The 16,085-nt window shown below is 69.3% G+C and carries 12 protein-coding genes; 3 read left to right on the top strand and 9 right to left on the bottom strand.

The window, feature by feature from the left end:
* Positions 1-10 precede the first annotated feature (10 nt).
* Both ACLJOO_RS08135 and ACLJOO_RS08130 read right to left on the bottom strand, forming a co-directional pair.
* The gene (locus tag ACLJOO_RS08135) at positions 11-220 is read right to left on the bottom strand and encodes a hypothetical protein (RefSeq protein ID WP_410786221.1); all 210 of its coding nucleotides are present in this window, start codon (positions 218-220) and stop codon (positions 11-13) included.
* A 40-nt stretch (positions 221-260) separates the two neighbouring features.
* Positions 261-3,212, bottom strand: a complete 2,952-nt coding sequence (locus tag ACLJOO_RS08130; protein ID WP_410786219.1) for a type 2 lanthipeptide synthetase LanM family protein — start codon at positions 3,210-3,212, stop codon at positions 261-263.
* 303 nt (positions 3,213-3,515) lie between these two features.
* On the opposite strand from ACLJOO_RS08130, the gene ACLJOO_RS08125 reads away from it, so the two are divergent.
* Positions 3,516-4,544: an MsnO8 family LLM class oxidoreductase gene (locus ACLJOO_RS08125; RefSeq protein WP_410786218.1), complete on the top strand. Its 1,029-nt coding sequence runs from the start codon at positions 3,516-3,518 to the stop codon at positions 4,542-4,544.
* A gap of 34 nt (positions 4,545-4,578) precedes the next feature.
* Positions 4,579-6,039 carry an NAD-dependent succinate-semialdehyde dehydrogenase gene (locus ACLJOO_RS08120; RefSeq protein ID WP_410786217.1) on the top strand — a complete coding sequence of 487 codons (1,461 nt, stop codon included), beginning with the start codon at positions 4,579-4,581 and terminating at the stop codon, positions 6,037-6,039.
* Here ACLJOO_RS08120 and ACLJOO_RS08115 read toward each other — a convergent pair.
* The 6 genes from ACLJOO_RS08115 to ACLJOO_RS08090 form a co-directional block, all read right to left on the bottom strand.
* On the bottom strand, positions 6,026-6,895 hold the full coding sequence (locus ACLJOO_RS08115) for a polysaccharide deacetylase family protein (RefSeq protein WP_410786216.1): 870 nt from the start codon (positions 6,893-6,895) through the stop codon (positions 6,026-6,028). The genes ACLJOO_RS08120 and ACLJOO_RS08115 overlap by 14 nt on opposite strands.
* A 4-nt stretch (positions 6,896-6,899) precedes the next feature.
* Positions 6,900-7,637 carry a 3D domain-containing protein gene (locus ACLJOO_RS08110; RefSeq protein ID WP_410786215.1) on the bottom strand — a complete coding sequence of 246 codons (738 nt, stop codon included), beginning with the start codon at positions 7,635-7,637 and terminating at the stop codon, positions 6,900-6,902.
* A 90-nt stretch (positions 7,638-7,727) separates the two neighbouring features.
* Positions 7,728-10,163, bottom strand: a complete 2,436-nt coding sequence (locus ACLJOO_RS08105) for a glycoside hydrolase family 2 protein (RefSeq protein WP_410786214.1) — start codon at positions 10,161-10,163, stop codon at positions 7,728-7,730.
* Between the two features lie 70 nt (positions 10,164-10,233).
* A complete protein-coding gene (locus ACLJOO_RS08100) occupies positions 10,234-10,842 on the bottom strand; it encodes an SGNH/GDSL hydrolase family protein (protein WP_410786213.1) in 609 nt (202 codons plus the stop codon).
* The gene (locus ACLJOO_RS08095) at positions 10,839-11,936 is read right to left on the bottom strand and encodes a Gfo/Idh/MocA family protein (RefSeq protein WP_410786211.1); all 1,098 of its coding nucleotides are present in this window, start codon (positions 11,934-11,936) and stop codon (positions 10,839-10,841) included. Before ACLJOO_RS08095 ends, ACLJOO_RS08100 begins: the two co-directional genes overlap by 4 nt.
* Entirely contained in the window at positions 11,933-12,682 is a 750-nt protein-coding gene (locus ACLJOO_RS08090; protein WP_410786210.1) for a sugar phosphate isomerase/epimerase family protein, read from the bottom strand. The genes ACLJOO_RS08095 and ACLJOO_RS08090 overlap by 4 nt, the downstream gene beginning before the upstream one ends.
* A gap of 276 nt (positions 12,683-12,958) precedes the next feature.
* Between ACLJOO_RS08090 and ACLJOO_RS08085 the strand changes: the two genes are divergently transcribed.
* The gene (locus ACLJOO_RS08085) at positions 12,959-13,993 is read left to right on the top strand and encodes a LacI family DNA-binding transcriptional regulator (protein WP_410786209.1); all 1,035 of its coding nucleotides are present in this window, start codon (positions 12,959-12,961) and stop codon (positions 13,991-13,993) included.
* Here the strand turns inward: ACLJOO_RS08085 and ACLJOO_RS08080 are convergent.
* A complete protein-coding gene (locus ACLJOO_RS08080) occupies positions 13,980-16,067 on the bottom strand; it encodes a molybdopterin-dependent oxidoreductase (RefSeq protein WP_410786207.1) in 2,088 nt (695 codons plus the stop codon). The genes ACLJOO_RS08085 and ACLJOO_RS08080 overlap by 14 nt on opposite strands.
* Positions 16,068-16,085: the final 18 nt, after the last annotated feature.

The following is a 16,085-nucleotide window of genomic DNA, read 5'->3' as shown; positions in this document are numbered from 1 at the left end:
GTCGTCGGGCCTAGGTCGTCCCGAACGGGAGGCCGTCGGGGACCACGACGGCGGCCGCCGCCGCGCTCAGGCCGACGACCCCGACGAGGGCCATCGCCCGGGCGCCGACCTTGCGCCGCATCGGCAACGCGATCGGGCCGAGCGGGTCGGTGCGGTCCGGCGCCGCGGACTGCTCGTCAGCCGGATGGTGGTGCTGAACATCGTGGTGCTGGGCGGTCATGCTGTTCCCCTTGTCACAATGTGGGCTTTGGCGCTGTGCCTCACCGCGGCCCGGCGGTTGGTTCGAGCAGCAGCACGGACGGAACCCGTTCGGGGAACGCAAGACGGAGCAGCCCGTAGCCGATCCCTGCCAGACCGGTCAGCAGGCCTGGAGACGGTATGGCACGAGGTGTCCCGCACTGCGGTCCGTACTGCTGTACTGCCGCGAGCACCAACCCGGCACGGCGTCGCCGTGCCGCCTCTGCGGTCGGGTGCTCACGTCCGGCGAGCCACGCGAGTGACTCCACCGCACCGAGCTCGCCATGGCACAGACTCAGGTCTGCGAGCACCGGTCGTTCTGTTGCGGCCCTCAGATAGGCGTCGAGGTCCGCGGGTACTCCGGTCGCGGCCCGCGCCAGCGCGGTTCCCGCGTCACCCGAGCACCAGCCGGGTCCACCATGCCCTGTGCGACCGTCGCGGCGGTCCAGGTCAGCCGCCGTACGCGCCGCGTCCAGGTACCGGTCGCCGGGTTCGCCGTACTGGCCGAGCGACCACGCGATTCCCTGGAAGCCGCGAGCGAAGCCGTGGTCCGCTGCTACTCGGCCACGGAGTCCGCTCTCGACGGTTGTCACCAGGTGATTCGCGTAGCGCTCGGCCAGCCGGCCGGCGGCCGGAAAGCCTTGCACTGCTTGCATCGCGGCCAGCCCGCCCGCCGCGCCTTCGGCGTACGACGGGAATTCGGTGGGGTCCGGTTCGAGCCGTTCGCTGAGCTCCAGCGACGCGGCCAGCCAGTTGGCGAGCTCGGGGTCGGCGAGGAGCGCGGACAGCCGGTTGAGCCCGTAGCTGATCCCTCCGAGCCCGTGGAAGCCCGCGCCGACCAGGCGGGCGGACTCCGGGTCGCCGGCCAGGGCTTCGAGCAGATGGGGGAGCGGCCGGATCGCGTCCCGGGCCAGCTCGCAGTACTTGTCCGCTCCGGTCAGTACGCCGGCCTGCGCGAGGAAGAGCGCCGTACCCGTGTAGCCGTTGGACAGGCCGGCGCCCATCTGATGGACGGCCCAATGGTGGTCGTCGAGCAGTTCGAGGCCGAGCCAGTTGGCCGCCCCGCCCGGCTCGCTGATCACCTGCGCCATGACCTCGTCGGCGATGTCCACGGCCGCGGCCAGGAGTTGCTCGGGGTCCGGTGCGGTGGCGCCGACGTGTGGCCGGGTGGTACCGGCGGCATGCGTGATCGGCTCCGGGCGCGTGGCGAGCGATGCGGAGATCAGCCACGTCTGGCGGTGTTCGTCGATGTCGCCGAGGCTCGCGACCTTCGCCTCGACCGCGGCCAGGCCTTCGGTGGCGAGGACATCGGCAACCCGCGTGCCGTCGGACGCCCACACGTCCCGGCTGTCCGGGCGAGCGGTGAACAGCGGTACGTCGCCCGCCCACAGGTCGGCCAGCTCGAACGGGACGATCGCCTGCAGGGACTCGTCCGCGTCCCACAGCAGGTCGAGCAGCTGACTCCGGCCCGCCGCGTCCCGCAGCGCGTCCGGATGCGTCGACTCGTCCAGCAGGCTCCGGTACAGGCTCGTAGGGCGGGCCACGAACCGCATCTGGTCGGCAGCACAGGCCGCCAGCAAGCCGTCCGGCCCCAGGAACTCGTCACGGTGCCGGGCAATCGCCTCATACGCGGCCCGGAATCCGGTGAGCAGGGCGGTCTCGTGATCCCGTGGCTCCATCAGCTGTCCGTCGAGCATCGGACGGTTGGCGGCGCTCCGCGTCTGCCCAGGTCGCCGTACCAGGTGCATCGAGTCCAGACCGGCGTCGGCCCAGTCGACCACACTCGAGGGTGTTACCGAGCCGGGGTGCCCGCCCAGCCCGGACAGGTCCGAGACACCGTGCTCACCCGGCACGAGCAGCGGCAGCAGCGCCGTGCGGTACACCGATCCGACGAGCGATCGGTGCGCCGGATCGAGGTTCAACGCGGACACCGGCACCGGACTGGGGTGGAACAGCGTCTCGACATCCACCAGCACCGGCTGGTCGCCCGCGGCGATCAGGTTCTCCAAGTGCATGTCCGTGCCGTCGAGCACGTAGAGCAACGCCAGCAAGGCGCCCTGCCGCTGGTAGAACCGCCGTACCCCGGCCGGATCGGAACACGGCTCGTGGACGACGTACTCCAACCAGCCGTAGCCGTCACGGGGGAGCAGCCGGACCGTGCGGATGCCCAGCGACGCCTTGGTGTTCAGCCAGTCCACGAAGGTGTTGAAGTGCCCGTGCAACTCGAGCGGCCGGGGCTTGTAGACCACCCGCCGGTCGTCCGAGAAGGTGAGGATCGCCGTGCAGCGTCCGCCGCGATGCGGATCGCCACTGGGCTCGATCGCTGTCAGGGCACCAGGGTCCCGGCCATCCAGCAGTCCGGTGACGAGTGACTCGCGGTCCTCGGCGAGCCGTGCCAGTAGCTCGAGGTGTCCCTCGACGCTCTGCCTGCACGACTCGCTCAGGACCCGGGCCAGCACCGGGTAGGCGGCCAGGAACTCCGCCAGCTCGCTGCCTCCGACGAGCCGGTCGGTGAAGTCCAGGAAGCGTGCGGCCGGGGTGTCACCGGCCAGTTCGCCGCGGTCCCGGGCGCGGGCCAGCTCCAGGACGAGCGTCCGCGAGGCCAGCTGCACCAGCCGGAGCCCCAGCCGGTGCAGGAACTCCTCGGCGACGGCTCCGGTGTGACCGGCCGCGGTCAGGTCCTGGCGAGCCGAGTCGAGTAGCGGCTCCAGGCAACGCATAAGCGCCTGCCGCCAGTCCGTGCCGGACCCATCCGTTGCCGCGGCCGCCCCACCTGAAGTGTGGCCGCCGGTGACACCGGTCCCTGCAGGGTCTCGACCGGCGGCAGGCGCGCTCGGTGGGAGAGAGATGCTGCGTTCCACGTACTCGGCCCAGGCCGGTGCGGACCGGGTGAGGGCGTGGATCAGCTCGTGCGGCCGCAGGCCCGCGGACCACCAGACATCTGGCTGGTCGGTGCGGATCGCGGAGTTGAGCACGCGCTCAGGCTGCCACCGCCCCCTGTGCCCGGGCATGGGTAGTAAGCCCCCATATTTTCGCTGTAATCAGCACCTACCGGCCTGTGGTGGCGCAGGCCGGTAGACCGGAACGATGCCTGCGCAGTACCGTCCGGAACAAGAGCCCCGGACACCCATATTCACGCTGCGGAAACACCCCGTATGGATGGGGGTAGGCGGCGCGGAAGTTGGGGGCCGAACACCCATGCGGATCGGTCCCGTCGCTGCGACCGTGGGCTGGTGCTCACTCCACCCGTTCCCGGTCTGCCTGTCTCGGCTCACTCTGTGCTGGACGTCGTACCGCAGCTGCCCGGTCAGTCGGCTGCGGCCGCGCTCCGGGAAACGGCGGAGGTCGCACTGGCCGCTGATGACCTCGGGTACCGCCGGTTCTGGATAGGGGAGCAGCATGGTGTCCGAGGCGTCGGCGGTGCAGCACCGGCGGTGCTGGCAGCCGTCCTGGCTGCACGAACGGACCGCATCCGGCTGGGAGCCGGCGGGATTCTACTGACCAATCACCAGCCACTGGTCGTGGCAGAACAGTTTGCTGCGCTCGCTGCGGCGTACCCGGGTCGGATCGACCTCGGTGTGGCAGAGCAAAGCACCGTTACACCTAGTACGGCGGCCGCACTCGCCGGTGGTGCGCGCGACACGTTTCCGCAGCGGCTGGACGACCTGTGCGGCTTCCTGCGCGACGGCACGCCAGGCCGTGCGCCGGTAGGCGACGTACGGCTGTCGCTGGCCGGCCAGCCACCGCCTGTGTTCGTCCTGGCCGATCGCCCGGCTAGTGCGATGACGGCCGCCGCACGTGGGTTGCCGGTGTTCTTGGCGCATCACTGCGCGGCGGAGACGACACCTGCCGCGATGGCGGCGTACCGCGAGCACTTCGAGCCGACCGGGCCGAAAACGCGGCCGTACATCGCTGCCACGGTCGGAGTGGTGGCAGCGGACTCGGACGAGGAGGCGGTCATCCGGTTCGCCGAGTACGTCCGGGTGCAGACGCGCCTCGCCGCTGCGGGACCACGCGCGACGCCCGGGGAGCTGATGGCGCTGCTGGAGCCCCCGCTGACCGGACGCGAGCGCGGCCGAGCTGAACGGCTGCTGGACTATCCCGGGCACATCGTCGGTTCCCGCGCGACCGTGGCGGCCGCGCTGGGCGAGCTGGTCGTCGAGACCACCGCCGACGAGATCATGCTCGTTCCACTGGCCTTCGACGGACTGATCCGGTCGTCCATCCTCCGCAACGTCGCGGCCGCGCTGACCCGGGTCGTCCGCACGGTCCCGAGGTCCGCACCACCCCTCATCGCCACGGCCTAATCTGGGTACTGCCATCTAGTTGAGAGGCAGGCTCATGTCACGAGAGCGCGAAGTCGTCGAGGCGTGTCCGACCGAGTTGTTCATCGGCGGCAAGTGGGTGGCGGCCGAGGGCGGCCGGACCCTCGCTGTCGAGGACCCGGCCACCGGTACGGCGCTCTGCGACGTGGCCGACGCGAGCCCGGCGGACGGCCTGGCTGCTCTGGACGCCGCGGTCGCCGCACAGGCCGAATGGGCCGCGACGGCACCACGGGAACGTGGCGAGATCCTCCGCCGTACCTATGAGCTGATGACCGAGCGGGCCGACGACCTCGCGCTGCTGATGACGCTCGAGATGGGCAAGCCGGTCGCCGAGTCGAAGGGCGAGATCGCCTACGCGGCCGAGTTCTTCCGCTGGTTCGCCGAGGAAGCGGTCCGGATCGACGGCGGCTACCAGATCGCGCCGAACGGTGCGAGCCGCTTCCTGGTGATGCGACAGCCGGTCGGCCCGTGCCTGCTGATCACGCCGTGGAACTTCCCCGCGGCGATGGGCGCCCGAAAGATCGGCCCGGCGGTCGCGGCCGGCTGCACGATGGTGATCAAGCCGGCCGCGCAGACGCCGCTGTCGATGCTCAAACTGGCCGAGCTGATGACCGAGGCCGGTCTCCCGGCCGGCGTACTCAACGTGGTCACCACGAACGACGCGGGCGGCGTGATGGAACCGCTGATCCGCGACGGTCGCGCCCGCAAGCTCTCGTTCACCGGCTCGACCCCGGTCGGCCGCAAGCTGCTCGAGCAGGCGTCGGAACAGGTGCTGCGGACCAGCATGGAGCTCGGCGGGAACGCCCCGCTGCTGGTGTTCGAGGACGCGGACCTGGACAAGGCCGTCGAAGGCACCATGCTGGCCAAGATGCGCAACGGCGGTGAGGCCTGTACGGCGGCCAACCGGATCTACGTGCACTCGTCGGTGATGGCCGAGTTCGCGACCCGGCTGACCGAACGGATGTCCGCGCTGAACGTCGGCCGCGGCACCGAGGACGGCGTCGACGTCGGCCCGCTGATCGACGGGAAGCAGCGGGACAAGGTGGCCGATCTGGTCGCCGACGCGATCGCGCAGGGCGCTCGCACGCTGACCGGCGGAGCGGTTGCCGAGGGCAACGGGTACTTCTTCCAGCCGACGGTGCTGGCCGACGTACCGCGGACTGCCCGGCTGCAGAAGGAGGAGATCTTCGGGCCGGTCGCGCCGCTGACCGCGTTCGACACCGAGGACGAGGCCGTGCGGATGGCGAACGACACCGAGTTCGGCCTGGTGTCCTACGTGTTCACCAAGGACCTGAGCCGCGCGCTCCGGGTGTCCGAACGGCTCGAGGCCGGGATGATCGGCCTCAACCAGGGCATCGTGTCCAACCCCGCCGCACCGTTCGGCGGCGTAAAACAGTCCGGCCTCGGCCGCGAGGGCGGCACCGTCGGCATCGACGAGTACCTGGACGTCAAGTACGTCGCGGTCAACGTCGACTGACCAACTGGGTCACGGTCACCAGCTCGTAGCCGCGCGCCCGGAGTTCCCGCACGATCGGACCGACGGCTTGGGCGGTGTACGGCGCGTTGTCGCCGCCGTGCATGTGGAGTACGACGATCGACCCGTTCTGCACGTGGTCCAGGACCTGCTTGACGATCGGCTGTGCTGACTTGGCGAACCCGTCCGCGCCCGGCACGTCCAGCCCGACGGCGGTGACACCGGCCGGCGCCAGCTCGTGCAGTGCGGTGGCGTCGTAGCACCCGCCGGGGAAGCGGAACCACCTGGTGGCGTGTGGATCCAGCTGGTCCAGTTGTACGACGGCCCGCCGTACGTCGGCCAGCATCTGGCCGCGCGGCACTGTCCCGAGGGTGTAGCAGTGCTTGGTGAAACCGCGGTGGTCGTACGTGTGCGTCCCCAGCTCGAACAACGGGTCCTTGGCCAGCTGTCGCGTGATGTCGGGGTACTGCTCCATCCACATCCCGGTGAGGAACATGGTCGCCGGCACCTGCAGCGACCGGAGCCTGTCGACCAGTGCTTTGTTGTAGTAGGACTTGACCTTCCCGGACACCAGCCGCTTCCGCATGAGCGCGGTGAGGTCGGCGTCGAACGTCAACGCGACCTGCTTCTTGTCCCGCGGCCCGTGGTCCAGCACCGGCATCAGGTTCGCGTTGCTGGACGCACCTGGCCGCGCCTGGACCGGCGTCACCGTCGGCCTGCCCGGCTTCCACGGTCTGAGGGTGGTCGGCTGGAGCTGCGGTGTCTCGCTCACCACTCCGGCCGTCGGCTTGGTGTCACCGCATCCGACGACAACTGCCAGCAGCAACGCACCGACAACTACACGCTTCCCCCAGGTCACGTCCTCACTCTACGGTCAGGGTGAGTCTCTGGATGCCCCAGTTGTCCGCGTCCGGGCCTGGCGGGAACCACACGTCGACGATGTCGTCCTTGATCCAGCTGCCGATGTCCGCCGCGTAGCAGTGGCCGTAGCCAGGCACGTAGAGCCGCGTGCCCCACGGGACGATCCGGGCGTCCACAGCGCAGATACCGGTGCCCGCGTTGTAGCCGAGCGCGGTCTGCGCGACGTCGTTGTACGCCGAGACGCGGTAGTTCAGCGAGGTCCCGGCCGGCACTCGGTACGCCGCCAACCGGTTCGAAGCGTCCAGCCGGTACGACGTACTGAGCTGACCGATCGACGACGCCGCAGTGTCCTCGGCCGTCATCGCATACACCTGGTAGTGCGCACCGTCGCACGGGCTCGCGTCAGTGACCTGCAGCGTCGCCTGACCCCAGTCGCTGATCCACTGCAGCGCCTGCCCGTTCCGGAACGCCCGGTACGCCTTGGCACCGGCCACCCGGTTGAACGTGAACGTCACCTTTCCGTCCGTACCGAGACCGCCGTCGATCCCGCCCGGCGCAGGCAGCCGGCCGCTGACGTCGTACGGCGGTGCTGTTGTGCCGTTGCCGTGACCGCCGGAGATGGGTCGGTCGGGGATCGGTCCGGTGTAGAAGTGCTGACAAGCCGGCAATGCGGCCGATGCGGTCGCCGGAGCGACCAGAAGCGACGTGAAACTCAGGAGAACGACAGCGAGGAAGCGCATGACAGCAAGACCTCCGAGGTGGGGCGGGACCTGGGGTTTCACTGCCAAGTAGCGGTCCCGCCCCGCCTTTAGTCAAGGTCTCGACGTAAGTCAGTTCAGCAAGTCGTTCGCCGAACGCAGCACCGGTACGCCGACCTCCTCCGGGGTCGCGGCGCCCGTCACATGGAACGTGTGGCTCTCGCCCGCGGACAGGGTGATGAGGCACGAGTCCACCCGTGCCGCCGCGTCCAGCCGGTCCGGGAACAGCGCCAGGTCCTTCGCCAGTGCGGTCGCGGTCACCGTCACGTCGTACCCGCCCTCGGTCGGCGTGATCGCGGCCGTGTAGGCATTGCCCGCGAGTTGCAACTCGGTGTCCTCGACGAAGTACCAGTACGCCGTGACGCCGTCGGCGCCGCGCACCTCCAGGTACTCGGCGCGCGGGTTCGAGGTGACAGCAACCGACTCCGGAAGCTCGCTGACGATCGCCGACCGCGGTGCGATCTCGACCGCGAACGTCTCCCGGGCCAGCACCTCATCGCCGGCAGTCGAGCGTCGCGTGACGGTCACCTCCGTCGACCAGAGCGAGTCGGTGTCGTTGTGTGCGGCAACGACCAGCGCGTTCTCCCGCGGCTGCACGGTCAGCAGACGGTCGGCGTACACGCGCTTCAACGCGTACCACAACGGCTTCCGGATCCCGTGCCCGTCGACGGCCGCCCAGGAGACCACCGGCCAGTTGTCGTTCAGCTGCCAGACGACCGCGCCGGTGTTCAACGGGAACAGGCTACGGAAGTGCTCGATGCCATAGGCAACCGCCCGCGCCTGGTTCAGCTGCGTCGTCCAGTGCCAGTCGTCGATGTCCTTCCAGGCCGGCAGGTGATCGCCGAGCCCTCGCTCCAGCTTCAGATTGCCCTCGAACGCCTTCTGGTGCACGAGCATCTGCTGGCCGTACGGGTCCAGCGGCGAGTCGTGCACAACCGACGTCAGCGTCGACCACGCCGGCGGCCCCTGGAAGCCGAACTCCGACACGAACCGCGGCTTGTACTTTCGGTACGTCGTGTAGTCCACCTGGTTCCAGACGTCCCAGATGTGCATCGTCCCGTGCCGGTCGTCGTTCGGGTGGATGAACTGGTCGAACGAGTACGGGCTACCGGGCGAGTACGGCGTCCGCGGGTCGAGCTCCGCGACGATCTTCGGCAGCAGATCGAGGTAGTACCCCGCGCCCCACGGCCGCCCGGCGAGCGGGACCCGCCAGCCCCACTCGACGTACCCCCAGATGTTTTCGTTGTTGCCGTTCCACGCCGCGAGGCTGGCGTGCCGGCTCAACCGCGTGACGGCCTCACGCGCCTCGGCCTCGACCTCGCTCCAGAGCGGCTCTTCCTCGGAGTACGCCGCACACGCGAACAGGAAGTCCTGCCAGACAAGGATTCCCAGCTCGTCGCAGACGTCGTAGAAGTCTTCGCTCTCGTAGATCCCGCCGCCCCAGACGCGCAGCAGGTTCATGCCGGCGTCGACCGCGTCCTCGATGCTGGTCCGGTACGTGTCGGCGTTCAGGCGGGTGACGAACGCGTCGTCCGGGATCCAGTTCGCGCCGCGGACGTAGATCGGCTTGCCGTTCACGGACAGCACGAACGGCGTACCGTCGTTGTCCGGGGCAACGTTCACGCTGATGTCCCGGAAGCCGACCCGGCCGGTCCACGCGTCGTCGGCCAGCGTCACTGTCACGTCGTACAACGGCTGCTCGCCGTATCCGCGCGGCCACCAGAGGTCCACCGCAGGGACCCTGTTGGTGACGACGGCGGTGTCGGTGCCGGGCTTGACGCTCGCGGACTGCGTCGTCCCGCCGACGTCGACGGTGACGGTGGCGTGTTCGGCGGCGGTGTCGGCCCAGACCAGCGAGACGAAGGTGTTCAGAATGCCGTCGGCGCCCGCGAGCGGGCGAACCGAGTCGATGCGTACGCCGGACCAGGACTCGATCCGGATCGGCCGCCAGATCCCCGCGGTGGCGACGTCCGGTCCCCAGTCCCAGCCGAAGTTCGAGGCCATCTTCCGCAGCTCGTTGTACGGGTGCAGATTGGTGTGCGGCCAGCTGCCGACCTTCGCCCGCTCCGCCTCGGCCGCCGCCACCGGACCCTCGAACTCGATCACCAGCTCGTTGTCCCCGGCAACCAGGATGCTGCTGACGTCGAACCGGTACGAGCGGTGCTGGTTCGCGGTCCGGCCGAGCTCCTGGCCGTTCAGCGTGACGGTCGCGACCGTGTCCAGACCTTCGGCCACCAGTTCCTGCCGCTCGTTGCCGTCGGCGACCCAGCTGAACGCGGTCCGGAAGCTCCAGCGGGTGCGGCCGATCCAGTGCAGCGCCGACTCGTTGTCGCCGTCGAACGGGTCCGGGATCTCGCCGGCGGCGAGCAGGTCGGTGTGCACCTCGCCCGGCACGGTCGCGGCGACGGCGCGGCCGATCAGGCCGTCAGGTGCCGGACCGTCGACCGCTTGCACGGTCCAGGCAGCCCCGCCGTCGGTGGTCAGGTCGAGCGTCTTGAGTGAGGTCACAGTCGGACTCCAGGAGGTGAACCGGTTTAGTAGAACAGCGCCGCTCCGCACGAAAGGAAGCGGTGGGAGGTCAGGTGTCCAGGACGTACCGTCGCCACAGCTCGGCGAGGGCACGATGTCCGGCGGCGGACGGGTGTACGCCGTCGCCGGCCAGCACCGCCGGCCCGACGGATACTGCTTGCTTGGTCAGCTCGACATCGGTCGGCACCAGGATCGCGCCGTACTCGACGGCCAGCTTCCGCACTACGTCGAGCTTCGGGTCCAGGTCCTCCCGCCACTCCTCCTGCCCGTCCTTCACCGGCAGCAGGAACGGCTCCATGAGAACCACGGGACACGAGAGCGGATCGAGCAAGGCCCGGTACGACGCCTCGAAGTCCTCAGCTGTCGTCGGGTCGTCCTCGTCGTACCGCCGCCAGGTGTCGTTGATCCCGATCAGGATCGACACCAGCGACGGGTCGTGGGCCAGCACATCGGCGCCCCACCGGGCGGCCAGATCGACCGCCCGGTTGCCGCTGATGCCGGCGTTGACGATCTTCGGCCGACGTTCACCGAAGTCGTCGTACAGAGTGCGGACGTAACCGCCGCCCAACCGCTCCGGGTCGGTACGGCGGCCGCAGTCGGTGACCGAGTCCCCGGCGAACACCACGGTCCGCCGGGGATCGAGAAGGAGGCTGGTCATAGCGTTGCTGCGGTCACGTCCCAGTCGTCCGGCAGGATCGCCGCGACCTCGACCGTGCTCTGCACGTCCACGAACGCGCCGGTGTCGATCGAGTCGGTGATGGAGGCCATCACGTCGACGATGTGGAACGCCAACGCCCCGGTCGCCCGGTGCGGCCGGTCGGCCCGGATGGCGCGCGCCATCTCGAGCACGCCGGTACCGCGCTGCGCGACCGCCTTCGTGTCGGCGATCGTGTCCCAGTCCTCCGCACCGCGCCGACGGATCTTGATCGCACCGTCGAACCCGTTCGGGTCCGGTACGGCGAGGGTCGCGTCGGATCCGGTGATCTCGACGAACCCGCCCCGCGACAGCGGCGAGTCGAAGCTGAAGATGCTCTGCGACGACTGACCCGACTCGAACTTGGCGATCGCGCTGACATGCGTCGGCACGGTCACGTCGAAGTCGGTCCCCGCCAGTGGACCGGAGCCGATGGTGCGCTTCTCCTTCGACTTCGACCCGATCCCCGCGACCGCGGCGACCGGACCGAAGAGCTGGACCAGCGTGGTCAGGTAGTACGGGCCGATGTCCCACAGCGGGCCTGCACCTTCCTGGAACAGGAACGCCGGGTTCGGGTGCCAGGACTCCGGGCCGGGGGACTGCATCAGGGTCAGCGCGGTCAACGGCGTACCGATGTCACCGCGCTCGATGATCCGGCGGGACTCCTGCAGGCCCGGGCCCAGGATGGTGTCGGGTGCGCAGCCCAGCCGCACGCCCGCGTCCTGTGCCGTCGCCAGCAGTTTCAGGCCGCTCTCCTGGTCGAGCGAGAACGGCTTCTCGCTCCAGACGTGCTTACCGGCGGCGACCGCGGCGAGGGCCACCTCGACGTGCGCGATCGGGATGGTCAGGTTGACCACGATCTCGACGTCCGGGTTGCTCAGCACCGCCTCGGGACCCCCGTGGGTCTCGATACCGTACTGCTCGGCCTTCTCCTTGGCGGCCTCCGGCCGGAGGTCGCCGATCGCGACGACCTTCAGGTCCGGGAAGCTCTGCATGCTCTTGATGTAGGCGTCGGAGATCACTCCCGCGCCGACCACACCAACACCGACAGCGCTCATTCAGGTGCACCCTCTCCGGTGAGGAACGCGTAGCTGCCGGCGACCGCGTCGAGGATCTCGCCGGAGAAGTCGTCCAGCTCGACCACCCGGAGCGCCTGCGGGGCCGCGGCCAGGATGTCCCGGACCGCGATGCTGCCGTCGCCGACCGCGACCTGGGCCTTGTTGTCCAGGGTGCCGTCGCCGTCCTTGACGTGGATCGCGGTGACCCGGTCGCCGAACTTCTTCAGCAGTGCCGGTACGTCGGCGCCGCCGACCGCGGCCCAGTACGTGTCCACCTCGAGGATCACGTCGTCGGACAGGTTGTCCACGAGGATCTCGAGCGCGTGCACGCCGCCGATCTTCGACTCGAGTTCGAAGTGGTGGTTGTGGTACCCGACCGTGATGCCGTGGCCGGCGGCCTCGACCGCTGCCTTGTTCAGGCCGTCGGCGATGACCTTGATCTCGTCGGCCGACTGCCAGCGCGCCGGGTCGGTGTGCGGGTCGATCACCGTGGTGATGCCGAGCCGCTCGGCGGCGGCGTAGATCGGGGCGCTGTCCTCGCGGAGCAGGCCGGCGTGCGTTGTCGGGGCCGAGAGTCCGTGCTTGGGCAGCGCCTCGGCCAGACGGTCCGCGAAGGCGGTGACACCGAAGGGCTCGACCTTGGTGTAGCCGATCTCCGCGATCCGGGCCAGGGTGCCGTCGAAGTCCTCTTCGAGCTTGCCCCGGACCGTGTAGAGCTGGAGGGACAGGTGGTCTTTTGCGACCATGGTTTCTCCTTGTCGGCGGCGCCGTGACCCGCTGCCCTGGGGTTGACGCCGACTGATAAGCCGAACCGGTTAAGTAACGAAGGAAACCGTATCCCAACCCGCCCCGTCCACACCACCCTCCGCCCAACGACTGGGCGGTCACCTGACGCCTGCCCCGGGTTTGATCAAACGGTCACTTTGTGTGCTTAGGTGATGACAGAGGGTTGAATCGGCGTCACACTGAAGGGTGCTGGATCGACCGTCAGCGATCCGGCCGCCCGTGAGGAGGGTGTCGTCGTGTCTCGTGTGACCATCAAGGAGATCGCCCGGCGTTGTGGGGTCTCCCAAGGAGCGGTGTCGTACGCGCTCAACAATCAGCCCGGGGTGTCGGAGGCGACCCGGGCGCGCGTGCTGAAGGTCGCGGCCGAAATGGAGTGGGTGCCGAACCGGGCCGCGCGGCAGCTGTCCGCCGCGCGCAGTGAGACGTTCGGGCTGGTGCTCGCGCGGTCCGCGCAGACGCTGATCGAGGAGCCGTACTTCATGGGCTTCGTCGGCGGCGTCGAATCGGTCCTGTCGGAGAAGTCGTTCGCCTTGGCCCTGCAGGTCGTGGCCGACCTCGACGAGGAGGTCGCGACGTACCGGAAATGGGCCGCCGAGCGCCGCGTCGACGGCGTGATCGTCGTCGACCTTCGGGTCGCCGATCCCCGCATCCCGGTACTGCGCAAGCTCGGTCTGCCGGCCGTTCTGGTCGGCGATCCCGCACTCGCGGACGGGATGACGTGCGTCTGGACCGACGCCACCGCGGCGATGACCGCCGCGCTCGATCACGTGGAGTCCCTCGGGCACCGGGTGGTCGCGCGGGTCGCCGGTCCGCCCGAGTTCGGCGACGTCTGGATCCGTGACCAGGCGTACGACGTGGCTGCCCGCCGGCTCGCGCTCACGGCCTCGGTCCATCACACCGACTACTCGGCGACGCAGGGCGCCGATGCGACCCGCGACGTACTGGCCGCCATCCCACGGCCCACGGCGATCATCTACGACAACGACCTGATGGCGGTGGCCGGTCTGGCCGTCATCCAGGCGCTCGGCCTCCGGATCCCCGACGACATCACGCTGGTCGCCTGGGACGACTCGCCGCTGTGCCGGATCACGCATCCGACCCTCACGGCTCTGAGTCACAACGTGGTCGGCTACGGCGCCGAGGTGATGCATCGCCTGCTGGACGTCCTGGCAGGAGCCCAACCCCAGCCCCACCTGTACTCGACGCCGCTGCTCATCATTCGCGAGAGCTCGGCTCCTCCGCTCGGTGCGGTGGGGGTCATCGGGCGGTGACGGTGACCGGTACGCCGTTGACCGCGGCGGTGCCGGCGACGTGGTCGGTAAATGCCGCGTCGGTGAGATCGTTCGCGCTCGGGCCGGCCACCTGGTTCGCCACCGACAGCTTCGCGCCGGGGCGGTTGTGACCGAAGCCGTGCGGGAGGCTGACCACGCCCGGCATGATGTCGTTGCTAGAAGCAACTTCTACCGAGATCGAGCCGGCCGCGGACGTGACAGTCACCACCTGGCCGTCGGCGAGCTCGCGGTCGGCCAGGTCGTGCGGATGCATCAGGAGCTGGTGGCGCGGCTTTCCTTTCACCAGGCGCGCGGAGTTGTGCATCCAGGAGTTGTTGCTGCGCAGGTGCCGCCGGCCGATCAGCAGGAGCTCGTCGACCGCAACAGTGGTCAACGCGTCGAGCCGCGGCAGGTCGTCCAGGATCATCCGCTGCGCGAGGTCGATCCGCTTCGACTTCTTGTGCAGCGCCCCGGGCAACGCGGGCTGCAACGGCCCCAGATCGATCCCGCCCTGCGAACGCCGCAACTTCCCGACGGACAACCGATAAGGCCCGATCCGCAGCCCCGCGTCCACGATCCGCCGCGGGGACAACCGCAGCCGTGCCGTCGTCCTGACGCGACGCCGGCTCCACGGAGTACGCCGTACCAAGGCCAGCCCGAGATCCCGGAAGATCTCCCAGTCGTGCCGCGCCTCGGCGGGCTTCGGGAGTACGGCGTCGTTCCACCGCGCCGTGTTCCGCACGGCCAGCTGGTGGAACACGATGTCGTAGTGGTCCCGCTCCAGGGGCGGCGCCGGCGGCAGGATCACGTCGGCGTGCCGCGTCGTCTCGTTGATGTACGGATCCACCGCGACCATGAAGTCCAGTGACTCGAGCGCCTCGTCCAGCCGCCGCCCGTCCGGTGTCGACAGCACCGGGTTCCCGGCGACCGTCACCATCGCGCGGATCTGGCCCTCGCCCGGCGTCAGGATCTCCTCGGCCATCGTCGACACCGGCAGCTCACCACCGAACTCCGGCAACCCACGCACCCGGCTCTTCCAGACGCCGACATGCCCGCGTCCCAGCCCGAGCAACGTGTTCACGGCCGGCCGCGGGAACATCGTCCCGCCGACTCGGTCGAGGTTTCCGGTGATGATGTTCAGCACCTGGATCGCCCACTGGCAGATCGCCCCGAACTGCTGCGTCGACACCCCGACCCGCCCGTAACAGGCCGCCCGCTCGGCCGCCGCGAACTCCTGCGCGATCCGCCGGATCACGTCCGCCGGAATTCCGGTGATCCCCGCCGCCCGCTCCGGCGTCCACGCCTCGACCGCCGCCTCCACCGCCTCGAACCCGTCGACGTACGCCGCCGGCCGCGCGAAGCCCTGCGTGATCACCTCATGGATCAGCGCGAGCAGAAACGCCGCATCCGTGCCCGGACGGACGAAATGATGCTCGTCGGAAACCGCTGCAGTCTCGGTCCGGCGGGGATCGATGACGACCAGCTTTCCGCCGCGTTTCCGCAACTCCTTCAACCGTTTTCCGAATCCGGGCGCGGTCATCATGCTCCCGTTCGACGCCAGCGGATTCGCGCCGAGCATCAACAGGTACGACGTCCGGTCGATGTCCGGCACCGCGACCATCAACTGGTGCCCGTACAGCAGGTACGACGCCAGCATGTGCGGCAACTGGTCGATCGAGGTCGCGCTGAACCGGTTCCGGGTCCGCAACTGCCGGACCATCGTCGGCATGTGGGTGAGCGCGCCGAGACTGTGTACGTTCGGGTTCCCCAGGTACACCCCGACCGCGTTCCGCCCGTGCTCGCGCTGGATCCCGGTGAGCTTGTCGACGACGAGCTCGTACGCCGCGTCCCACCCGATCTCCTGCCAGCCGTCGGGAGTACGTCGTACCGGCGTGGTCAGTCGATCGGGGTCGTCCTGGAGATCGCGGAGTGCGACCGCCTTCGGGCAGATGTGACCGCGCGACAGCGGGTCGGACTCGTCGCCGCGGATGTCGGTGACGCGCCCGTCCTCGACGGTCACCAGGACACCGCAGATCGCTTCACAGAGATTGCAGGACGTCCGCCGTACGGTCATCCACTCAAACTACCCTCG

The organism is Kribbella sp. C-35 (assembly GCF_046549195.1).
GTDB lineage: Bacteria > Actinomycetota > Actinomycetes > Propionibacteriales > Kribbellaceae > Kribbella.
This window is presented reverse-complemented; position numbering and strand designations above follow the sequence as displayed.